We start from the raw sequence: 20,124 nt of genomic DNA on the forward strand, positions 1-20,124 counted from the left end.
GTACCAATGACCGACGCAGCAATTGCCCCCACCGAAGTGACCTTGAGCGACCGTGCCGTCAAGCGCGTCGCGCGTATTCTCTCCAAGGAGCCCGACGGTACTGTATTGCGCATTGCCGTGGCAGGCGGTGGCTGCTCGGGATTCCAATATGAGTATAATCTTGTTCAGGAAACGCCAACCGACGACGATCTGGTTTTGAGCCGCGACGGTGCCACCGTCCTGATCGATTCCATGAGCGTCGAGTTCATGGGCGGTGCAGAAATCGACTATGTCGACGATCTGATCGGACAGTCATTTCAGATCAAAAATCCCAATGCAGTCGCCTCCTGCGGATGCGGCACCAGCTTCGCCGTTTAACTCTCGCCTGCCCGGTTTGACGTGTTTCGCGGCCGCGCGACGCCAATACATGGATGACGCCGACCGATTCGCCAGCTAGCCTATGGTGAGGCCAAGGATTGAAACATGCGCATCGTCACCTGGAACATCAACGGCATCAAAGCCCGGCTGGAGCTTCTGCTGTCCTGGCTCGAGCAGGAACAGCCCGACATAGTCTGCCTTCAGGAAATCAAGACCATCGACGAAGGATTTCCCCGCGACGCGATTGAGGCGCTTGGCTACAACATCGAAACACACGGCCAGAAAAGTTGGAATGGTGTCGCCATTCTATCCAAACTGCCCTTTGATGAGGTGCAGCGCGGCTTGCCCGGCGACGACGCCGATGAGCAGGCCCGCCTGATCGAGGGCGTATTCTCCCTCGAAAGTGGCGCTATTCGCGTCTGCAACATCTATCTGCCTAACGGTAACCCAGTGGATACCGAAAAATTCCCCTATAAACTTGGCTGGATGGATCGACTTGTCGCCTTCGCCAGGGAACGTCTGAAATTCGAAGAGCCGTTCATTTTGCTGGGAGATTTCAATCTCATACCCACACCGGTCGATGTGCATGATCCTGAAGCATGGTGGGGCGACGCATTATATCGTCCCGAAAGCCTCGACAGATTTCGCCAACTTGCCAATTTGGGCCTTACCGACGCGATCCGTGCCATGACGTCGGAACCATCCTACACATTTTGGGATTTTCAGGCTGGCGCATGGCGTCGCAATGCCGGTATTCGCATCGATCATCTGATGCTGTCTCCCCAGGCCGCAGACCGCCTTGAAGGTGCCTTGGTCCACAAAGATCTGCGCGCCCGCGAAAAACCCAGCGACCATGTGCCGGTCGAAGGGCAATTCAACTTCTGGGCTAAGGTATCTACACTACTGGTTCAGGCTGGCGAGTTGAGGGCTCAACCGGGCCGCCAGTGCGTTGGCCTGCGCGCGCTGATCGGAGGTCGCGACCGATGCGGCGCGATTGAACAGTTCATCAACCCAGTCGCCATCTGGCGTACCGGCAGACCGCTGGTGTGAAATCGTCAACCACATCAGCCCTTCCACCGGCTGTGGATCGATTCCATCAATACCGTTGAACAGCAGATCGCCCAATTGCGCCTGCGCCCTCACATGTCCCTTGTGTGCCGCCAGCGATAACCAGCGCGCGCTTTGAAGCGGATTGATCCCGAGTTCATTTTCCTCAAGATAAAGGCTCGCCGACGCGATATTGAGCGTCCGCATCGCCGAAGTAGGACGCAGCATGCAACAGCAGGGCATGGGAGCGCGCCGGGTTGACCTTTATGCCAGCGCTCGGCAGCCCATCACGATAATAGTCGCCTATTTTCACAAATGACTGGGCAACAATATCCGCTTCCACGCCTTTTGGAGCCGTGTCGGCATTGTCACTGGCAATTTGGGAGAAATAGGCAAAAGCCTTGGCCGGGTCCTTGGCGACCCCTTCGCCATTTTCATACATGGTGCCGAGTTGCCACATCGCCATGGCTTGACCAGCAGCGGCCGCCTCTTGCAGGGCGACTACCAATTCATCGCCGGATATGCCACCTGAGGCACCGTCCAGCATTTTGGCCATCTCCAGCGTCGCGTCTAGCGCCGTTTGTGCGTACGTCGGTAGCGTTGCGACCGAAAGGATGATCGATGCCGCCGTCGTAACGGAGATCAGGGATTTTACCCCAAAAGTCCGCATAGTTCTCCTTCTGCCTCCCCTTGGGGAGTATCTGTCGTCGCCCATGACCCGCTCATTTCGCCCGATGGGAAAAACTGCCGGCACGTTGTTCGCCCCGTTGCTACAAGACTAACCCATGCTGAGGTCAAAAAGGTGGCAAAGCCATCACATGATTGCGAGCTTGGCATTGCGTTGCCGTCGCTCATTGACCTCTTGTACCCCTACATTGTGGCAATAAGTCTCGCCAAATCATTGACGCAACGGCCTGGTGTTTGAATCACATTTGGCTGTTGCGGATTCAACACAACAATTTGGCGCAGTCCTTTGGCTTGAGCCGCCGACATATCCTGGGGTCGAACACCAGCCCTGCCCGGCCACATCGTTTCACGTCCCGAATATACCAATCGCCGACAACCGCCTTCAAATGGCTAACTCAGTCGCGCCAGCGCCGCCCCGATACGATCGCGACGATCAATCGCTGCCTCGCGGCGGCTCTTTTGCTCCTCGATGACTTCGGTCGGCGCCTTGGCGACAAATTGCGCGTTGGCCAGTTTCTTGTCGACGCCGGCGATTTCGCCTTCAAGTTTGCCGATATCCTTGGCCAACCGCGCCTTTTCAACCTCCAGATCGATAAACCCGGCAAGCGGCAGCGCCCAAGTGGCTTCGCCCACCACAAATTGCGCCGAACCGCTCGGAATCTCCGATTGTGGCGAGATTTCTTCCAGACGCGCCAACCGTGTAATCAGCGACGTGCTGGCTACCAGTCGACGCAATGTTGTTTCGTCTGCGCCAACCATGATCAGCGGCAACTTGGCCGACGCGGGCACATTCATTTCCGTGCGGACCGATCGAACGCTGGAAATGACATTCAGCAGCCAGTTGAGATCCGCGTCCGCCTCAGGATCCTCAAGACCTTCAAGGTGCGGCCATTCCTGCAACATCAACAGACCGTCGCGTGCCGGCCCGTGCTTGCCGGTTTCCGCCCACAATTCTTCGGTTACAAACGGCATGAACGGATGCAAGAGCTTCAAAATCTGATCCAGGACATAAGCAGCCGTTGCGCGCGTTTCGGCCTTTGCCGAGGCATCATCACCCATGAAAATCGGCTTGGCGAATTCTACATACCAGTCGCAGAACGTGCCCCAGACGAAGTCATAAGCGGCGTTGGCCGCCTCATTGAACTTGTAGTCTGCAATACCCTTGGTGATCGCCGTTGCCGCGCGCGCCGTAGCACCCACGATCCAACGATTCAGCGGCAGGCGATTGGCCTTGGCATCATAGCCCTCGACCCGGCGGCACTCGTTCATTTCCAGAAACCGCGCCGCGTTCCATAGCTTGGTGACAAAGTTGCGATAGCCCTCGACCCGATTGATCGCCAGTCGTATGTCCCGCCCCTGCGCGGCCATTGCCGCCAGCGTGAACCGGGTGGCATCGGCGCCATACTGATCAATAAGTGCAAGCGGATCGATGACGTTCCCCTTGGTTTTACTCATCTTCTGGCCCTTTTCGTCGCGGACCAGCGCATGCATATAGACGGTGTGGAACGGCTCGGTCTTTTCAAACTCAAGGCTCATCATCATCATTCGGGCGACCCAGAAGAAGATGATATCAAAGCCGGTGACCAACACGCTGGTTGGAAAATAGCGTTTCAATTCAGCAGTTTCGTCCGGCCAGCCCATGGTCGAAAACGGCCAAAGGGCCGACGAAAACCAGGTATCAAGCACATCCTCGTCGCGACGTAGCACTACCGGCTTGCCATAGTGGGCGTTGGCCGCGGCCTGCGCTTCGAAGTCGGTGTGGGCAACAAAGGCACGATTGTCGGGCCCGTACCATGCGGGAATCTGATGTCCCCACCACAATTGGCGCGAGATACACCAGGGTTTAATGTTTTCGAGCCAGGCAAAATAGGTATTTTCATATTGCTGCGGCACGAACCGGGTTCGGCCCTCGCGGACCGAGGCCAGCGCAGGTCCAGCCATGACATCGGCTTTAACCCACCATTGATCCGTCAGGAACGGCTCTATAACCACCAGCTTGGACTTTTCATCATGGGGCACCATGATTTTCTTGTCCTCGATATGGTCGAGACCGCGTGTCGAATTTTCTTCTGCCAGTGCCGTGAGATCGACGACAATGCGCTTGCGTGCCACAAAACGGTCAAGGCCGCGATAGGCCTCCGGTGCCGTATCTATGATCTCGCCACGCGTAGTGAAAATATTGATCTGTTCAAGATCGTTGCGAACGCCAACCTCGAAGTCGTTGAAATCATGCGCCGGCGTGATCTTGACCGCACCCGACCCCAGGCTCGGATCGGCATATTCGTCGGCAACGATGGGAATGCGCCGCCCCACCAAAGGCAGATCAACGAATTTGCCGACCAGCGACGCATAGCGCTCGTCGTCGGGATGCACCGCGACCCCGCTATCGCCCAACATGGTTTCAGGCCGCGTCGTAGCCACGATGACATAATCGCGCGTTTCGAATGCGGTCGGCCGCCCATCCTCATCAAATTCGATGGGAAATTCATAGGTGACGCCATCCGCCAGCGGATAGCGCAGATGCCACATATGGCCGTTGACCTCAATGTTTTCGACTTCAAGATCAGAAATCGCGGTTTCCAGTCCCGGATGCCAATTCACCAACCGTTTGGCCCGGTAGATCAAGCCCCGTTCATGCAGTTCTACGAAAACCTTGGTGACGGCGCGCACCATTTGATCGTCCGGTGCCCCGTTCTCCCCCATTGTAAAGCGTTCACGCGAAAAATCAGCAGACGCACCCAAGCGCTTCAACTGATTCATAATTGTGCCGCCGCTTTCGCCTTTCCATTGCCATACCCGGCGCAGAAATTCTTCACGCCCCATATCGCGACGCGATGGCTCCTGCGCCTCCATCAGTTGCCGCTCAACGATCATTTGGGTAGCGATGCCCGCATGATCCATTCCCGGTTGCCACAGCACATCTTTTTTCAGCATCCGGTTGAACCGCACCAGAATGTCCTGAATGGTATTGTTAAGCGCGTGCCCCACATGTAGCGACCCGGTGACATTCGGCGGTGGAATGACAATCGAAAATGTGTCAGCGCCTGGCGCGGCGCCCGCACCCGCCGCAAAGGCATTGGCCTTCAGCCACTGCTCGTAAATGCGCCCTTCGACGCTGCCCGGCTCATAGGTTTTTTCGATCATCTTCCCACTCTCAACAGCAACAGCCCGCCAAAATCCACAGTCGGATTCGGACGGGCCGATAAAGGAATTTCATGTCTTCAAGCAAATGCTGGCGGCAGGGTCAACCACGATGCGCAGGCCCGTCACGCTGACGGACCAAATGCAGTGGCTAATAGACCTACTCGCCGCGTGAAACGCGCGTGATCTCTTTTTCAACCATGCGCTCGACCACGGAAGGCAGATTTTCGTCCAGCCATTCCTTGAGCATCGGTCGCAACATGTCGCGCATCATCGACTCAATGGTGACGCCCTGATTACCAAGACCCAGATTATTGAGCTTGGCGAACGTGCTCCGAACCGCCGCATTGGTAGCAGGTTCGACCAGTTGCGCTGCCATGTCACGGCTCAAATTTGCGTCGGGCATGGGCGATGGCTTTTCCGATATCTGATGCGGTGGTGGCGTTTGGTCAAACGCTTCAGCATTGGATGTTGGCGTCGATTGCGCCTCGCTAATCATTGCAGGCTCGGGCTCAGGCGTCGCTGCAACTACCGGCTCTGGTTCAGGCTCCGGCAAGCGGGCCAACTCTGGTTCAGGTTCCGGCTCAGGCGCGCGGGCAACTTCGGGCGCAGCTTCCGGTTCGGGATCTGGCTCAAACCCAATATCGTCGGGATCAACCAGGTTCCCGACATCCACCGCGTCCTCGTCTTCTACCGCGGCATCGGCCAGAATTTCATCGAAATTCACCTCACTGCCACTTGGCGTCGCTTCCGGCAGCATTTGCGCAGATGATAGCGCGAGCGGCTCCATCTCATCGAAGCCGTCGTCTTCATCGACAGCAGTGTTAGTTTGGACCGGCGCGGCCTGCATCGGCGGCGGCGCGGCCTGCAAATTAGGCTTGCGTGGCACCCCCGCAGCGTCGTCATCGGCAATAATCTGTCTGATCGACGACAGGATTTCATCCATTGACGGTTCTTTGGTCGCAGGCTTGTTCATATTCGCCTCTTACTCATGCACTGGCATCGAAACAATATGCCGTCCGCTGCGGCATTCGCTCTGATTCGCGCAAGCACCTTAAACCGGGCGCATGAATTAAGGAATCGTTACAAGACAACTGTTTCAGGTCTTCCCCTAAAACTTGTGGCCGGGACGAGCCCGGCCACCATAAGTTGTGTTGAATTTGCGGTGATCGATTAGTTATCGCTGACCGAGCGCAGTTCTTGCCAAACATCCTCGACAGTCGCGGTGTACGGCTCGGCCGTTTTCACGGTTACCGACAATCCAAGATCGGTAGCGGTCAAATGGCCAATTGCTGACAACAGGGAAAATGTCGCGATCACCTTGTTGCTCGACGCCGTTATCAGGCTTTGGCGAGCAGTGGTCAGATCGCTTTGCGCATTGAGCACATCCAGCGTCGTCCGCGCGCCGAGATCCCGCTCCTGAATGACCCCACTCAGCACTTCTTGACCGGCCGAAACCGCCGACTGCGCGGCTTGAATCTGTGAGTCAGCACTTTGAACGCCCGACCACGCCGAAATGACCGATTCACGCACCCGATCGTACGAGGACATCGCGTCAACTTCGGACTTGATCTGCTGCAGGTTTGCCTTGCGCACACCGGAGCCGATAGCGCCGCCAGCATAGATCGGCACCGAAATCTTGAACCCGATAGCGCCGCTAACGACTGGGGTCGGCGCGGTATCGGTCACGCCCATGCCCACCGACCCGGTCAACGACACCGTTGGTCCAAATGCGGCTTTGGCAGCATCACCACCCGCTTGCGCGGCTCGAATGGCTGCCTTTGCCATAAGAATGGCTGGGTGCCCCCCTTCGGCTTCTGCGATGGCAGCATCAAGCGTACGAGGAATAAGGCGAGAATAATTATGCGATGGATTCAGGTTGCCCGGCTTTTGGCCAACATAGCGCTGAAAGGTCGCCTGGCTGATCTCGAGAGAATTTACCGCAGCCCTGTAAGTCGCCACGCCCTGTGCCAGTCGCGCCTCTGCTTGCGCCACATCGATGCGAGTGCCCTCGCCAACGTCCAGTCGATCACGCGCTGACTTGAGCTGCGCCTGGTAAAATGTCTGGTTTTCAGATTGCAATTGCACCAGCTGACGGCCGCTCAGCACCGCCATATAGGCCTGCACAACTGCCAGCAGCACGTTTTGCTCGGTATTGCGAATATTGTATTCAGCAGCTTGCGCGCCCGCACGCGCCGCTTCAACGTTGGAATCGGTCTTGTTGCTGTCAAAAATGTTCTGGCTATAGCCAAGACCGGCAGACAGGCTCTGCGTATCGGTAAAACCGCCACCGACCCCGCGCACTGAATAGTCGCCGCTGACGGTCGCGCCTAACTGTGGCAGCTTGGCCGACTTGGCCGCAACAATTCCTTCGCTCGACACTTTGGCGGCAAGTTCGGCCGATGCCAGATCCGGTGCATACTGATAGGCTCTCGTCAGCGCCTGGGTGATCGATTGCGCCTGCACGCCCGTCACACCAAGGGCCGCCATCGCTAGTGCACTAGCGAATACCTGAGCTCTAATTTTCATTACCAGTCTCTCCAATCCCGCAAATACTAAGCCGGGCACAACGGTCACACAACTAATCGCTTGAGGGTGACCCAATTTGTTGAATATTTAATGTTCGAGCGTGGTTGCCAAGCAACACATGCCGGCAAATATGCCTAAAACTCGAATGCCAATGCCTGTGGCTCCAGTGGCAGCGGCGGCAGATTTGCATTGAACTCTGCCCGTCCCGCGACTTCGTTGCCGGTTCGCACGAAAATATGAGCGACCGCAGGACCGCCATTGGCGATCAGCGCCACCAGTCGTCCACCATCCGCCAACTGGTCAAGCAACGGTTCAGGCACGGATGCAACCATCCCCTCAACCACAATGACGCTATATTGGCCTTTGACCCCATCAGCCAACGGGCCCGGCACAACCTTGGCGTTGTCAATGCCGAGAGCGGACAGGTGCACATTGGCCGCCGTAACCATGGCCGGATCAATTTCGAGACCCGTTACGCTAGCCGCCAGCCCGGCCAGAACCGCCGTGGAATATCCCGTCGCGGCTCCGACATCGAGGACCGTATCGGATGGCCCCACATCAGCCAGTTGAACCAGCTTGGCAAATGGCGCGGCTGCGCCAAGATACCGCGTTGGGCCATTGCCAATCGTCACCGGCAGATATTTGTCGGAATAGGCCACCACACGATGCGATTCAGGTACGAAATTTTCCCTGGGAATACTGCTCATGACGGCCAGAATACGCCAGTCGGTGATCCCGCTGGTGCGCAACTGGTTGTCCACCATATGTTTGCGCGCCTTGATAAGTTCGTCCATTCGTAGCCGCCCTGACTCTACTCATATGCTGGACGTGAATATCCGTTTCACCCCCAATGCGCAAGCACAGAGACCACGCGTGCGGCAATAGGCAACCGTCACGCCCGATGCTGCTGGATTGATGGATTGAGTTTGGAGGCCACGCCCGGAATTGAACCGGGGTACGCGGATTTGCAATCCGCTGCGTCACCACTCCGCCACGTGGCCTCTAGCCGCGCTTAGTATTTTACGGAAATGACATATGCAATAGCCCAGACCAATCATTCCTAATTTTCTGATTGACGATTGCCACTATCCGCACGCGCGCGCACACACAGCCATTGCTTTACATGCGACTGCGCCAACGATTCCTTGCGATCTACGGCAGCAGCACCACAGAACCAGTGGTCTGGCGCCCCTCAAGTGCCGTGTGCGCCGTGGCCGCCTCCGCAAGCCGATATGTGGCGCCGATTTCTACCTTGACCTTACCTGATTTGACCACGTCGAAAATCGCTTTCGCCGCCTGCAGCAATTCAGGCTCGTTGGGCAAAATAGTGCGCCGATGTCGGTCGCGTCACATATAGCGAACCCTTGCGGGCCAAAATCCCAAGGTCGGGCACGGACACCGGGCCAGATGCATTGCCAAAGCTGACCATCAGCCCGCGCGGACGCAAACAGTCCAGAGACTTTTCAAACGTATCTTTGCCAACGCCGTCATAAACAACATCGACTCCACGCCCATCGGTCAATTCCCTGACACGTTCGGCAAAGTCTTCCTCTCGATAATTGATCACCTCGTCACAGCCGTGAGCCTTGGCCAGTGCCAGCTTTTCCGCACTGCCCGCGGTGCCGATGACCCGGGCCCCAATGGCTTTGGCCCACTGGCAGGCAATCAATCCAACACCGCCTGCCGCCGCGTGATAGAGAATTGTTTCACCCGCAGCCAGTGGCCAGGTCTTGAACAGCAGATAATAGGCCGTCATGCCTTTAAGCATAATCGCGGCAACGGTCTCATCCTCAATACCCTCGGGCACCGGAATGGCTTTTTCCGCCACAAGTAACCGCTCGGCGCTATAGGCCCCTACCTGCCCCTGATAGGTAACCCGGTCGCCGACCGAAAAACCCGAAACATCCGCACCGACGTTCGTGACAATACCAACACCCTCATTGCCTGCCACAAATGGCAACTCGATCTTGTAAAGGCCCGAGCGCTGATAAGTATCGATGAAATTGACCCCAATGGCCGTCTGGCGGATTCTGCAATTGCCCTGCGGCTGGCGCGTGCACGGCTATATCCTGAAGGCTCAGGCAGTCCGGCCCACCGTTTTTCTCAACAACAATAGCTTGAGTCATACTTATACCTTGGGTTTGCGTGGCGCCGATTTGGGTCGCGACTGAGCGCGCGCTGCGGGCGTAGATTTACTTTTGGTTTTGGGTTTGGCGGGCGACGGTGCATGCGGTGCCCCCCGGTTGTGGCACCAGTCTTTTGCGCACCGACCTTTGCGAGCTTTCGTTGCCGCATGACCATGTTGACAGCCTCCACCAACACAGAAAATCCCATGGCGGAGTAGATATAGCCCTTGGGAATATGGAATCCGAGGCCATCAGCGACCAGCGACACGCCTATAAGCAGCAGGAATGCCAGCGCCAGCATTTTTACCGTGGGATGGTCTGAGACAAATTTGGCCACCGGCCCCGATGCCACGAACATGACGCCCACGGCAATGATCACAGCAGCGATCATCACCTCGACATGTTCGGCCATGCCCACGGCCGTAACGATTGAGTCAATGGAGAACACCATGTCGATAATGATGATCTGGATGATGATCGCAGAAAAGGACGCCTTTGCCGCCTGTATCAGGTCAACTTCATGCGGCTCCTCAATGGCCGCGTGCATCTCGTGGGTGGCCTTGTAAACCAGAAACACCCCCCGGCGATCAGGATTATATCCTTCCACGACAGATCGAGACCGAGGGCGCTGATTACCGGTTGTGTCAGGCCAATGATCCAACTGATTACCAGCAGCAGCAGGATGCGGAAAATCAGCGCCAGTGCCAATCCCAGCTTGCGGGCCTTGTCCGCCTGCGCGCTGGGCAGCCGCGACACCAGCACGGAAATGAAGACGATATTGTCGATGCCGAGCACGATTTCCATGACAGTCAGCGTACCAAGGGCGATCCAGGCGTTGGGATCACTCAACAACTCAAGCATCTGATGCTCCATAAAGATTCATTCCGCGCTTTATCTCTAAAGGCAGCGGCCCGCACATAAAAGCCAAAACCGGGCGGTTTTACGCACTAGTTTTTCAACGACCACAGACTCTAAAGAATTGCAGCATCGCCGCCACACTGGTTTGGCATATTCGACAATGCTAATATTCGTATAGTAAGTCGAACTGGAACAGATAGTTATGGACGCTTTTTCGCCGCTGTCCGCCACCTTGGGCGGGCTATTGATTGGCCTTGCCAGTGCCGTTCTTTGGCTTGGCAACGGACGCCTCGCTGGCATTTCCGGAATTTTTGGTCAGTTGCTGCCGCCAGCGCAAACAATTGTATGGCGTCTGGTCTTTTTGGTGTCCCTGATCGCAGCCACATTTCTGGCGGCGCGTCTATGGCCAGGTCTCGGTGTTGGTGGTGATCGCCCCGCCGCGCTTATGGCCGCGCCCGATGGCTGGTCAATCCCGACGCCAGTCTGGATTGCCATCGCTGGCCTGTTGACCGGCATCGGCACCAAGATCGGCAATGGCTGCACCTCCGGTCACGGCGTCTGTGGTCTTGCGCGCCTGTCGCGCCGTTCTGTTGTGGCCGTGCTGGTCTTTTTCGGTGTCGCCATCGTCACCGTAACCGTTACCGGAATAGTCTGATGCACAGATTGCGCCCATCTTATCTGGCGACGGCCGCGCTCAGCGGCGCCCTTTTCGGCGCTGGACTGTATGTCTCTCAAATGGTCGATCCCACCAAAGTACTGCGCTTTCTCGATTTTACCGCCATCCCGACCGGTGACTGGGACCCGAGTCTGGCATTCGTTATTGTGCCCGCGATATTAGTCATGTTCGTAGCCGTGAAGTATGGCCGCAAGCGCGCCGCGCCGCTGTTTGATATTGAATTCCACGAACCCGAATATCACAATATTGACCGTCGACTAATCATCGGCGCTGCGCTTTTCGGCGTTGGTTGGGGCATGTCGGGCCTCTGCCCGGGGCCCGCAATTTCGCTGGTCGCCTTTCTTCCCAACGAACTGTGGATATTTCTGGTCACCCTGTTCATCGGATCCTATGCTGGCAGCGCCATTGTGCCCAGCGGGCACGCCAAGCGACTTGCCAATGCCCAATGAAACAGCTCAAGAAAAACTATGATGTCGCGGTCGTCGGCGGCGGCCTGACCGGACTGGCTAGCGCGATCGCTGCCGCCAAAACCGGTCTGGAAACCATACACCTGTCCCCTGACGCACCACCTGACCGTCGCACATCGGCCTTGATGATGCCGAGCGTGCGATATCTGATGCACGCCGGTCTAATCGAAGCACCGCAAGCGATTGGCCACCCCCTCACCCAAATTCGCATTATCGACTCGACCAACCGCCTGTTGCGCGCGCCCGAAACTCTGTTCGACGCCCAAGAGGCCGGATTGGCGGCATTTGGTTGGAACTTCGCCAATAGCCAACTAACCGAAAATTTCAAGCGCGCCTCGCAATCGCTTGGCAATCTCACAACCTCTCCCAGCACGCTTGCAGCGCTTACTGCCAATGGCAGGCTCTCATACCCTCGCGCTCTCTGACGGTTCAAGCCTTGAAGCTGGATTTGTTGTTGGTGCCGATGGTAAAAAATCATTCGTGCGGGGCGCCGCTGGCTTTGAAGCCCGTGAACATGCATTCGCGCAATCTGCTCTGGTATGCGATCTGGCGTTATCGCGCCCTTTGGATGGCGCGTCGGTGGAATTTCACTATCCAAACGGCCCGTTCACCTTCGTGCCAGCTGGCGGCAACCGCGCCAATCTGGTCTGGATCGACCAGGCGGTTACGCTCAAACAAGCCCAGTCTTTGGGTACTGAAGCCCTCACTGCTCATCTGATGGACAAGTCACAACGCCTGTTTGGTGCTTTGCAACTCCTTTCGCCCAGCTTCATTTTTCCGCTGAGCACCCTGACCGTCGAGACCGCAGGCGGTGACGGCATTGCCCTTGTTGGTGAAGCCGCCCACGCCTTCCCGCCAATCGGAGCACAAGGCTTGAACCTCGGTCTGCGCGACGTTGCCGATCTGTCCGCTGTTCTTGAATTGACAGATACAAAAGAACCGGATTGGGCGACCAGCGCCAGTCGCGACTATGCCCGACGACGTCAATCGGACTTAGGACGAACCAGCACAATTGTAGATACTCTCTTTCGCTCGCTGCTGCTGGAAATGCTGCCGGCTCAAGCCCTGCGTGCTGGTGGCCTGTGGGCCCTGAAACTGCTGCCCGCGCTTCGCAAACAGGCGTTTGCCATTGGCATGGGCGCCCGCTAGGTAGCAACAAAAAAAGGGCACCAACCGGCACCCTTTTCGCGTTCCTCAATCTGTCAAATTCTAGTTGGCAGGTGCCGCCGGGGCCTCACCATCCGGCTTTACGCTTTCGGTGAGCTTCTTGCGCAATTCTTCGGCTTGGTCGGCAACACCCTTTTCAAGGGCTGCTCCACCACTATTCTGGTCCAATGCGCTCTGACCGCTGGCAATTTTCTGGAACTCGTCCCAGGAATAGTCCTGCTCACCGTCATATTTGGCCGTGAACCCCGCGAGCGAAACGCTGATTACCAGATCCTTGTTGAAGCGATTTTTCGCAGTCAGCTTTAGCGTATTGCCGTGCTTGAGCGAATTCACATAGGCCTCGTTAATAACCAATTGCGAACTGCACCCGCCGGGATCGCACAGCATGAACGGCACGCGGACTGGCTTGGCGCTGTCGATCTGCCAGGTCAGGCTGAACGGCAACAATACGCCCAGCGGCAATTGCGCTACCGCTAGCAAGCGGCTTTCCTGGCCTGGATCATCACGCAGCGTAAACGAGGCGAGGGGCTGACCATTGACCACGATCTGTTGGCTCATGATGCAGGCTTTCTTGCCGTCTTCCATCGGATCGCCACACACTTTGAGCCATGGGCTGGACACAGCCGGTGGCGTCGGCGCGTCGGCCTGCGACGGCACTGGCGTGGCGGTGGCCGGAACGGGCGCTGAATTGTCCTGGGCATGCGCAGATATTGCGGACAGCAGCATCGCGGCCACCGAAATTCCGGCGACGATAGGTTTCCTGAGGTTCATAGAATTTCCTTGGCTTCCTTGGCAGTCCCGATGGCCATTGCTGCCACCTTGCATAGACCGCTCTTCAAGTGCTGAATTCGGGCAATAACATGACCGTATGGTCTTGCCAAATCTTTATAGACAAAGTGTGGCGAATCGTCTGCCGCCCGGTAACATTTTTGGCTGAACTCGCTCATACCTCAGCGTTTTCAGCCAGTTTGGCCATCCGCGACAATATCGCGGCAGCCCCTTTCAGGCGCGCTTCGGCGGTTGGCCAGTGCCGCGCGAACACCAGTTTTTGATCAGGTTTGATCCGAACCTGGTTGGCAACATCGGAAACCAGCCTGACCAGAGCCTCTGGATTGGGGAATTCATTGTTGCGCAAAGTTATGACCGCTCCCTTTGGTCCGGCGTCTACTTTTTCAACATTTGCGACCCTGCACAAGGCTTTGACAAGTATCACCTTGAGCAAACCTTCAACTTCTTCCGGCAAAGGCCCAAACCGGTCGATCAATTCAGCGCCAGCCGCATCAATTTCGCGGACATCACTGAGATCACCCAGCTGCCGATAGAGCTGCATGCGCAACTGCAGATCAGGCACATAGGTCTCTGGAATCATTACCGGCATACCCAGCGATATCTGCGGGCTCCACTCATTGGTATCCTGATAGTCCTCCTGCCCGCTGCGCAGGTTTGCCACCGCTTCCTCTAGCATGGATTGATAGAGCTCAAACCCGACCTCGCGAATGTGACCGGATTGCTCGTCGCCCAGCAGATTGCCCGCACCACGAATGTCCAGATCGTGGCTGGCCAGCTGAAAACCGGCGCCAAGGCTTTCCAGCGACTGCAACACGCCCAGTCGCCGCTCCGCTGTATCAGTCATCTTGCGGTCGGGTGGCACGGTAAACAGCGAATAGGCTCGGGCCTTTGAACGTCCGATGCGGCCTCGGATCCGATAGAGCCTGCGCCAGACCAAAATTGTCGGCACGATGCACGATCAATGTATTCGCATTGGGAATATCGAGGCCCGATTCAACAATCGTGGTTGCCACCAGCACGTCGAACTTGCCATCATAAAACGCGTTCATGATATCATCGAGGCTGCCCCGGCGCCATTTGGCCGTTGGCAACGACAAACGACACCTCTGGCACTTGCGTGGTAAGAAATTCGGCGATTTCCGGCTGATCCTTAATCCGGGGCACCACATAAAACGCCTGCCCGCCGCGATATTTTTCCCGAAGCAAAGCTTCACGCACACTCAACGGATCGAACGGTGAAATAAAGGTGCGGATCGCCAACCGATCAACCGGCGGCGTCGCCAATAGCGACAGATCTCGCACACCGGTCAGCGCCAACTGCAAGGTGCGCGGAATCGGCGTCGCCGTCAGCGTCAGTACATGCACATTATCCTTGAGTTCCTTGAGCCGCTCCTTGTGGCCAACGCCAAAATGCTGTTCCTCATCGATGATCAACAGTCCAAGGTTTTTGAAACTGATCGACTTGGCCAGAAGGGCATGCGTGCCGACAACAATATCGACCTGACCGTCGGCCAGCCCTTCCCTGACTGATTTCAGTTCCGCTGACGACACCAGGCGCGATGCATGCCGCACATTGACCGGCAGACCGGCAAAGCGCTCCTTGAAGGTCTTGAAATGCTGCCGTGCCAACAACGTTGTCGGCACGACCACCGCGACCTGTTGGCCGCCAAGCGCCACCGCAAATGTGGCGCGCAGTGCGACTTCGGTCTTGCCAAAACCCACATCGCCGCACACTAGCCGATCCATTACCTTGCCGGCGGTCAGATCTTCAAACACCGCGTCGACCGCCGCCAATTGGTCCTCGGTTTCCTCATAGGGAAAACGCGCCACAAATTCATCATAGGCACCCGGCTGGATTTCCACCGGATCTGAGCGGCTAAGCAGTCGCGCCGCCGCAATCTTGATGAGTTGCTCGGCCATCTCGCGAATGCGTTTCTTGAGCCGACCCTTCTTGGCCTGCCAGGCGACGCCACCGAGCTTGTCCAGCTGCGCCTCTGCGTCCTCCGCACCATATCGCGACAGTAGTTCGATATTTTCTACCGGTAGATAGAGCTTTGTGTCGCCCGCATATTCGATCTCGACACATTCATGCGGTGCCCCGCCCGCGTGAATGACCTTGAGACCCAGAAACCGGCCGATACCATGATCGACATGCACCACAAGATCGCCCGCCGCCAAACTGGTAGCTTCCGTCAGCGCATCGCTGGCCTTCTTCTTGCGTTGCGCCCGCAAAATCCGCTCGCCAAGAATGTCCTGTTCGGAAAAAACCAGCAAATCCTTGGTTTCAAACCCGGATTCAAGTCCCAACACCACCAGAGACGTGTTCGCAGCGCTAGTGCTGGCGGCATCCCGCCAATTCTCTGCCAACCGCGGATTGGTTAGTCCATGGTCCTTGAGCACCTGCCCCATGCGGTCGCGGGTGCCCTCGCTCCAACAGGCAACGATGGTGCGCCGCCCGGCGCGTCGTTCCGCCAATAGCCGCTCGACAACCGCCTCAAACAAATTGGTATCGGTTGCCGCCCGCTCGGCGGCAAAACTGGGCGCAATATGGCCGCCCTCGTCATCACTCGCGTTGGACGCCAGAAATGGCGACAATTGGACAACGCTGGCCCCTGCCAATGCATAGGGATGTTCATCCACCGCATACAGCAAACTCGGCGGGACTGGCTTGTATGGCGCGCCACTCCCCGCAACTTGCGGCGTCATCCGCGCCGTTTCGCGGGCTTCGTAATAGTCCTCGACCTGCCCCTTGCGATCCCCATAGGCTTCCACAGCCTGATCATCGAATACAAAGGGCGCATCACCGCAATAATGCGCCAGCGTGTCCAGATGATCATAGAAGAACGGCAACCAGTGCTCGCCGCCAGAATATCGCGCACCGCCACTGACCGCCGCATAAAGCTGATCGTCGGCGGTGTTGCCGCCAAAACTGCGCGTATAATTTTGCCGAAAGCGCTTGATCGTCTCCTCGGTCAACACCACTTCGCTCATCGGCGTCAGGTCGATCCGCTTCAGCGTGCCGTTTGTGCGCTGGGTGTCAGAATCAAAAGTACGAATTGATTCAAGCGTCTGGCCGAAAAAGTCAGATCGAAGTGGGAACTCGGCATTGGCTGGAAATAAATCCACCAGCCCGCCGCGTACGGCATATTCACCCGACTCCCGCACTGTCGGCACGCGCAGATAGCCATTATTTGCCGCCCAGCTGATCAGCTTGTCGCTGTCGACCATGCGACCCGAGACTGCGGAAAACGACATCCCGGCAACGACATCACGCGGCGGCAGCCGCTGGATCAACGCATTGACTGCCGTCAAAACCACGGCGCCCTTGACGGCACCTGATGTCAGAGCGGCAAGTGTGTTCATCCGCGCCGCAATCGTAACCCCATTCGGCGACACCCTGTCGTAGGGCAGGCAATCCCAGGCTGGTAATGTCAAGACCGGATGGCCCGGCAACATTTGGCTCAGAACTTCCGCCATGCGCTGCAAGCGCCGTCCGTCGCGCGCCACGAATACGATGCTTGCGCTATCGTCCGGCGCCGCTTTCAACCGGTCCTCAACCAGTCGTGCCAAAACCATTGGCTGCATGCCGTCGGGCACGTTTGAAAGCGTCCGAGTCGGTTTGATCGGCACAATTTCGTTCATTGACGGGTCCGCGCGCTATGATCGGCAATGACAATGTCCAGAAATGCCCGATCAACGCTGTCTGGTGGAGTGGCCTGCCCCATCACCCAGGTCAGAAGCGCCGGATCTTCTTCACTCATCAACCGCTCCAGCCTGTCCAGCGCCGGAGAATCCATCGATTCGACATGGGCATCCGCAAACGGCCCCAATACCAGATCCATCTCCCGAGTGCCGCGATGCCAGGCGCGATACCGTATCATCTTTCGGCGAATAGCAATGTCGTCACCGGCAGTCATTGAGCGCCAAGATCCTGAGTGGTCGTTGATTGGTCCGCTTTCATATCGTCATTGCTCTCGCTTGTCAGTAATTTGCGCACATAACGCCACACTCTTTGCCTCGCCACACGTTAGGGCTTGGGCCAATGGCTTCTCCCCGCTAGCCTGTCGGCTCAAAAGGAAGCCCCGAATCGTGTCTCGCCCGACTGCCTTGGACCCGTTGTTTCGTTCGCTCCACACCATAAAAGGTGTTGGCGACAAGCTGGCATCGCTGCTCAGCCGCTTCTTTGGCGCGCCCGATGGTCAGGAAGCTATTGCACTCGATATATTGATGCACATGCCTGCCAGCGTTGTTGATCGCAGCCGCCAGGTTGGCATCGCCGACGCATTCCTGGGCCAGATCGTAACGCTCAAACTACACATCGACCGCCACCAGCCCGCCCCGCGCAATCGCCAATATGTGCCCCATCGCGTCTTTGCCCACGATGAAACCGGCGAAATCCAGCTGGTATTTTTCCGCGCCCACGGCGGCTGGGTCGAAAAATCCCTGCCGGTCGGCGAAGAGCGGTACGTTTCCGGCCAGATCGGCTTCTTCAATGGCGAGAAGCAGATCACCCATCCCGACTATATTGTCGAGCCGGACAAACTTGCCACGCTGCCTCTGGTTGAACCGGTATACCCGCTCACCAACGGCCTCAGGCTCCAAAGCCCTGTCAAAGCTGGTGCGTCAGGTGGTCGAGACCGTGCCCCCACTACCAGAATGGGTGCCCCCAGCCACCATCGCCAATTTCGATTGGCCCGATTTCTCAACTGCCATGCGCGCCGTTCATACCCCCAACACTCCCGCCGATGCTGAACTTTGGGGTCCGGCCCGCATGCGCCTGGCCTATGACGAATATTTCGCCGGACAGCTGACACTTCAATTGATCCGCTCCTCGATGATCGCCGCGCGCGGTGTGTCCCGAACATTTACCAGGGAGATAACCGACCGGCTCACCGCCACGCTGCCATTCGCCCTTACCGAGGGTCAGCTTGCTGCAATCGAAGAAATACGCGCCGACCTCGCCTCGCCAGACCGCATGTCGAGACTGCTGCAAGGCGATGTTGGTTCGGGCAAAACCGTCGTCGCCCTCATGGCCATGGCCGCGATGGCCGAGAGTGGTGCCCAATCCGCCCTGATGTCCCCGACCGAAATTTTGGCGACCCAGCATTTTCGGACGCTAAAGCCGCTTTGCGATGCCGCCGGCATCGGCATTGCGCTGTTGACCGGCAAGATGGGAGCCGCCGAGCGTCGCACCATTTTGGCGGGCCTCGCCAATGGTAAAACCACCATCGCCGTCGGCACCCATGCGTTATTCCAGTCCGGCGTTGAATTTGACAATCTGGGCCTCAATGTCGTTGACGAACAACATAGATTTGGCGTCCATCAGCGTCTCGCTTTGTCCGAAAAAGGCCACCATACCGATTTGCTGGTTATGACCGCAACCCCGATCCCGCGAACCCTCGTCCTCACCCATTTTGGCGATATGGCAGTCAGCACCCTGCGCGAAAAACCCAAGGGTCGCCAACCAATCGATACAGCCGTCGTATCCGCCGCCGACTATTCCCGCGTCGTGGATCGCCTGCGTGCGCGCCTGAACGACGGTGCGCAGGCCTTCTGGGTCTGTCCTTTGGTTGAGGAAAGCGAACATCTCGAGATCGTGTCTGCCGAAGACCGGTTTGCCGATCTGCAAAAGGCCTTTGGCGATCAGGTCGCTTTGGTCCACGGCCGCATGAGCGCCGCCACCAAACAGGCCGTCATGCAAAAATTCCTCGCCAAAGACATAAAGCTGTTGGTCGCCACAACGGTCATTGAGGTGGGCGTCGATGTGCCCAACGCCTCCATCATGATTATCGAACACGCTGAACGGTTCGGTCTGGCTCAATTGCACCAATTGCGTGGCCGTGTCGGGCGCGGCGCCATCCGCTCGGCCTGCCTGCTGCTGTACAAGGAGCCGTTGAGCGAAACGGCAAAAGCCCGGCTCGAAACCATTAAATCGACCGAGGACGGCTTTATAATCGCCGAACGCGACCTGGAGTTACGTGGTCAGGGCGATGTGTTGGGCACCCGTCAGTCCGGCATGCCCGGCTATCGCCTCGCCGTCCCCGATGTTCATCGCCACCTGATCGATTATGCCCATGACGACGCCAAAGCGGCCCTCGCCAACAATCCGGGCTTGACCGGTCCGGAAGGCGACGCCCTGCGCACCCTGCTCTATGTCTTCCGCAAAGACCTAGCCATCCCGCTCATTCGCGCGGGCTAATCCGGCACACCGAATGCAATGTACGCGGCGATACATGCAAATAGAGCACCAAAGCCGTTGAGAACCGAAGCAACAGCATTT

At 57.4% G+C, this 20,124-nt stretch carries 12 protein-coding genes, 1 tRNA gene and 5 pseudogenes; 7 read left to right on the forward strand and 11 right to left on the reverse strand.

Annotated elements, in window-relative coordinates; translation table 11 throughout:
• The first annotated feature begins 6 nt into the window (after positions 1 to 6).
• Both PSQ19_RS04295 and xth read left to right on the forward strand, forming a co-directional pair.
• A complete protein-coding gene (locus PSQ19_RS04295) occupies positions 7 to 357 on the forward strand; it encodes a HesB/IscA family protein (protein WP_282219755.1) in 351 nt (116 codons plus the stop codon).
• A gap of 105 nt (positions 358 to 462) precedes the next feature.
• Positions 463 to 1,239, forward strand: a pseudogene (xth, locus tag PSQ19_RS04300) (exodeoxyribonuclease III); the annotation flags it as partial.
• A 331-nt stretch (positions 1,240 to 1,570) separates the two neighbouring features.
• Here xth and PSQ19_RS04305 read toward each other — a convergent pair.
• From PSQ19_RS04305 to PSQ19_RS04340, 8 genes and pseudogenes are all read right to left on the reverse strand, one after another.
• On the reverse strand, positions 1,571 to 2,074 hold the full coding sequence (locus PSQ19_RS04305) for a tetratricopeptide repeat protein (RefSeq protein ID WP_282219756.1): 504 nt from the start codon (positions 2,072 to 2,074) through the stop codon (positions 1,571 to 1,573).
• A 407-nt stretch (positions 2,075 to 2,481) separates the two neighbouring features.
• Positions 2,482 to 5,235: a valine--tRNA ligase gene (locus tag PSQ19_RS04310; RefSeq protein ID WP_282219757.1), complete on the reverse strand. Its 2,754-nt coding sequence runs from the start codon at positions 5,233 to 5,235 to the stop codon at positions 2,482 to 2,484.
• Between the two features lie 157 nt (positions 5,236 to 5,392).
• The gene (locus PSQ19_RS04315) at positions 5,393 to 6,208 is read right to left on the reverse strand and encodes a DUF2497 domain-containing protein (protein WP_282219758.1); all 816 of its coding nucleotides are present in this window, start codon (positions 6,206 to 6,208) and stop codon (positions 5,393 to 5,395) included.
• A 197-nt stretch (positions 6,209 to 6,405) separates the two neighbouring features.
• The gene (locus PSQ19_RS04320) at positions 6,406 to 7,761 is read right to left on the reverse strand and encodes a TolC family outer membrane protein (protein ID WP_282219759.1); all 1,356 of its coding nucleotides are present in this window, start codon (positions 7,759 to 7,761) and stop codon (positions 6,406 to 6,408) included.
• 134 nt (positions 7,762 to 7,895) lie between these two features.
• A complete protein-coding gene (locus tag PSQ19_RS04325; protein ID WP_282219760.1) occupies positions 7,896 to 8,555 on the reverse strand; it encodes a protein-L-isoaspartate O-methyltransferase family protein in 660 nt (219 codons plus the stop codon).
• Positions 8,556 to 8,688: 133 nt separating this feature from the next.
• Positions 8,689 to 8,762, reverse strand: a tRNA-Cys gene (locus PSQ19_RS04330).
• 151 nt (positions 8,763 to 8,913) lie between these two features.
• A pseudogene (locus PSQ19_RS04335) lies at positions 8,914 to 9,887 on the reverse strand (quinone oxidoreductase family protein).
• A 145-nt stretch (positions 9,888 to 10,032) separates the two neighbouring features.
• Positions 10,033 to 10,748 (reverse strand): annotated as a pseudogene (locus tag PSQ19_RS04340) (TerC family protein); the annotation flags it as partial.
• 199 nt (positions 10,749 to 10,947) lie between these two features.
• On the opposite strand from PSQ19_RS04340, the gene PSQ19_RS04345 reads away from it, so the two are divergent.
• Genes PSQ19_RS04345 through PSQ19_RS04360 form a run of 4 tightly spaced genes read left to right on the forward strand, consistent with a single transcriptional unit; the run spans position 10,948 to position 13,037 of the window.
• Positions 10,948 to 11,400: a YeeE/YedE family protein gene (locus tag PSQ19_RS04345; protein ID WP_282219761.1), complete on the forward strand. Its 453-nt coding sequence runs from the start codon at positions 10,948 to 10,950 to the stop codon at positions 11,398 to 11,400.
• On the forward strand, positions 11,400 to 11,870 hold the full coding sequence (locus PSQ19_RS04350) for a DUF6691 family protein (RefSeq protein ID WP_282219762.1): 471 nt from the start codon (positions 11,400 to 11,402) through the stop codon (positions 11,868 to 11,870). Before PSQ19_RS04345 ends, PSQ19_RS04350 begins: the two co-directional genes overlap by 1 nt.
• Positions 11,867 to 12,313 carry an FAD-binding protein gene (locus PSQ19_RS04355; protein ID WP_282219763.1) on the forward strand — a complete coding sequence of 149 codons (447 nt, stop codon included), beginning with the start codon at positions 11,867 to 11,869 and terminating at the stop codon, positions 12,311 to 12,313. The genes PSQ19_RS04350 and PSQ19_RS04355 overlap by 4 nt, the downstream gene beginning before the upstream one ends.
• Positions 12,282 to 13,037, forward strand: a complete 756-nt coding sequence (locus PSQ19_RS04360; RefSeq protein ID WP_282219764.1) for an FAD-dependent monooxygenase — start codon at positions 12,282 to 12,284, stop codon at positions 13,035 to 13,037. Before PSQ19_RS04355 ends, PSQ19_RS04360 begins: the two co-directional genes overlap by 32 nt.
• A 60-nt stretch (positions 13,038 to 13,097) precedes the next feature.
• Here the strand turns inward: PSQ19_RS04360 and PSQ19_RS04365 are convergent, their stop codons facing one another.
• From PSQ19_RS04365 to PSQ19_RS04375, 3 genes and pseudogenes are all read right to left on the reverse strand, one after another.
• On the reverse strand, positions 13,098 to 13,826 hold the full coding sequence (locus PSQ19_RS04365) for an invasion associated locus B family protein (RefSeq protein ID WP_282219765.1): 729 nt from the start codon (positions 13,824 to 13,826) through the stop codon (positions 13,098 to 13,100).
• Between the two features lie 172 nt (positions 13,827 to 13,998).
• A pseudogene (gene mfd, locus PSQ19_RS04370) lies at positions 13,999 to 17,486 on the reverse strand (transcription-repair coupling factor).
• Positions 17,483 to 17,761: an FAD assembly factor SdhE gene (locus PSQ19_RS04375; RefSeq protein WP_282219766.1), complete on the reverse strand. Its 279-nt coding sequence runs from the start codon at positions 17,759 to 17,761 to the stop codon at positions 17,483 to 17,485. Before PSQ19_RS04375 ends, mfd begins: the two are co-directional and overlap by 4 nt.
• 172 nt (positions 17,762 to 17,933) lie before the next feature.
• Between PSQ19_RS04375 and recG the strand changes: the two are divergent.
• Positions 17,934 to 20,043, forward strand: a pseudogene (gene recG / locus PSQ19_RS04380) (ATP-dependent DNA helicase RecG).
• Positions 20,044 to 20,124: the final 81 nt, after the last annotated feature.

It is taken from the genome of Devosia algicola (genome assembly GCF_028816455.1).
GTDB classification, from domain to species: Bacteria; Pseudomonadota; Alphaproteobacteria; order Rhizobiales; family Devosiaceae; genus Devosia; species Devosia algicola.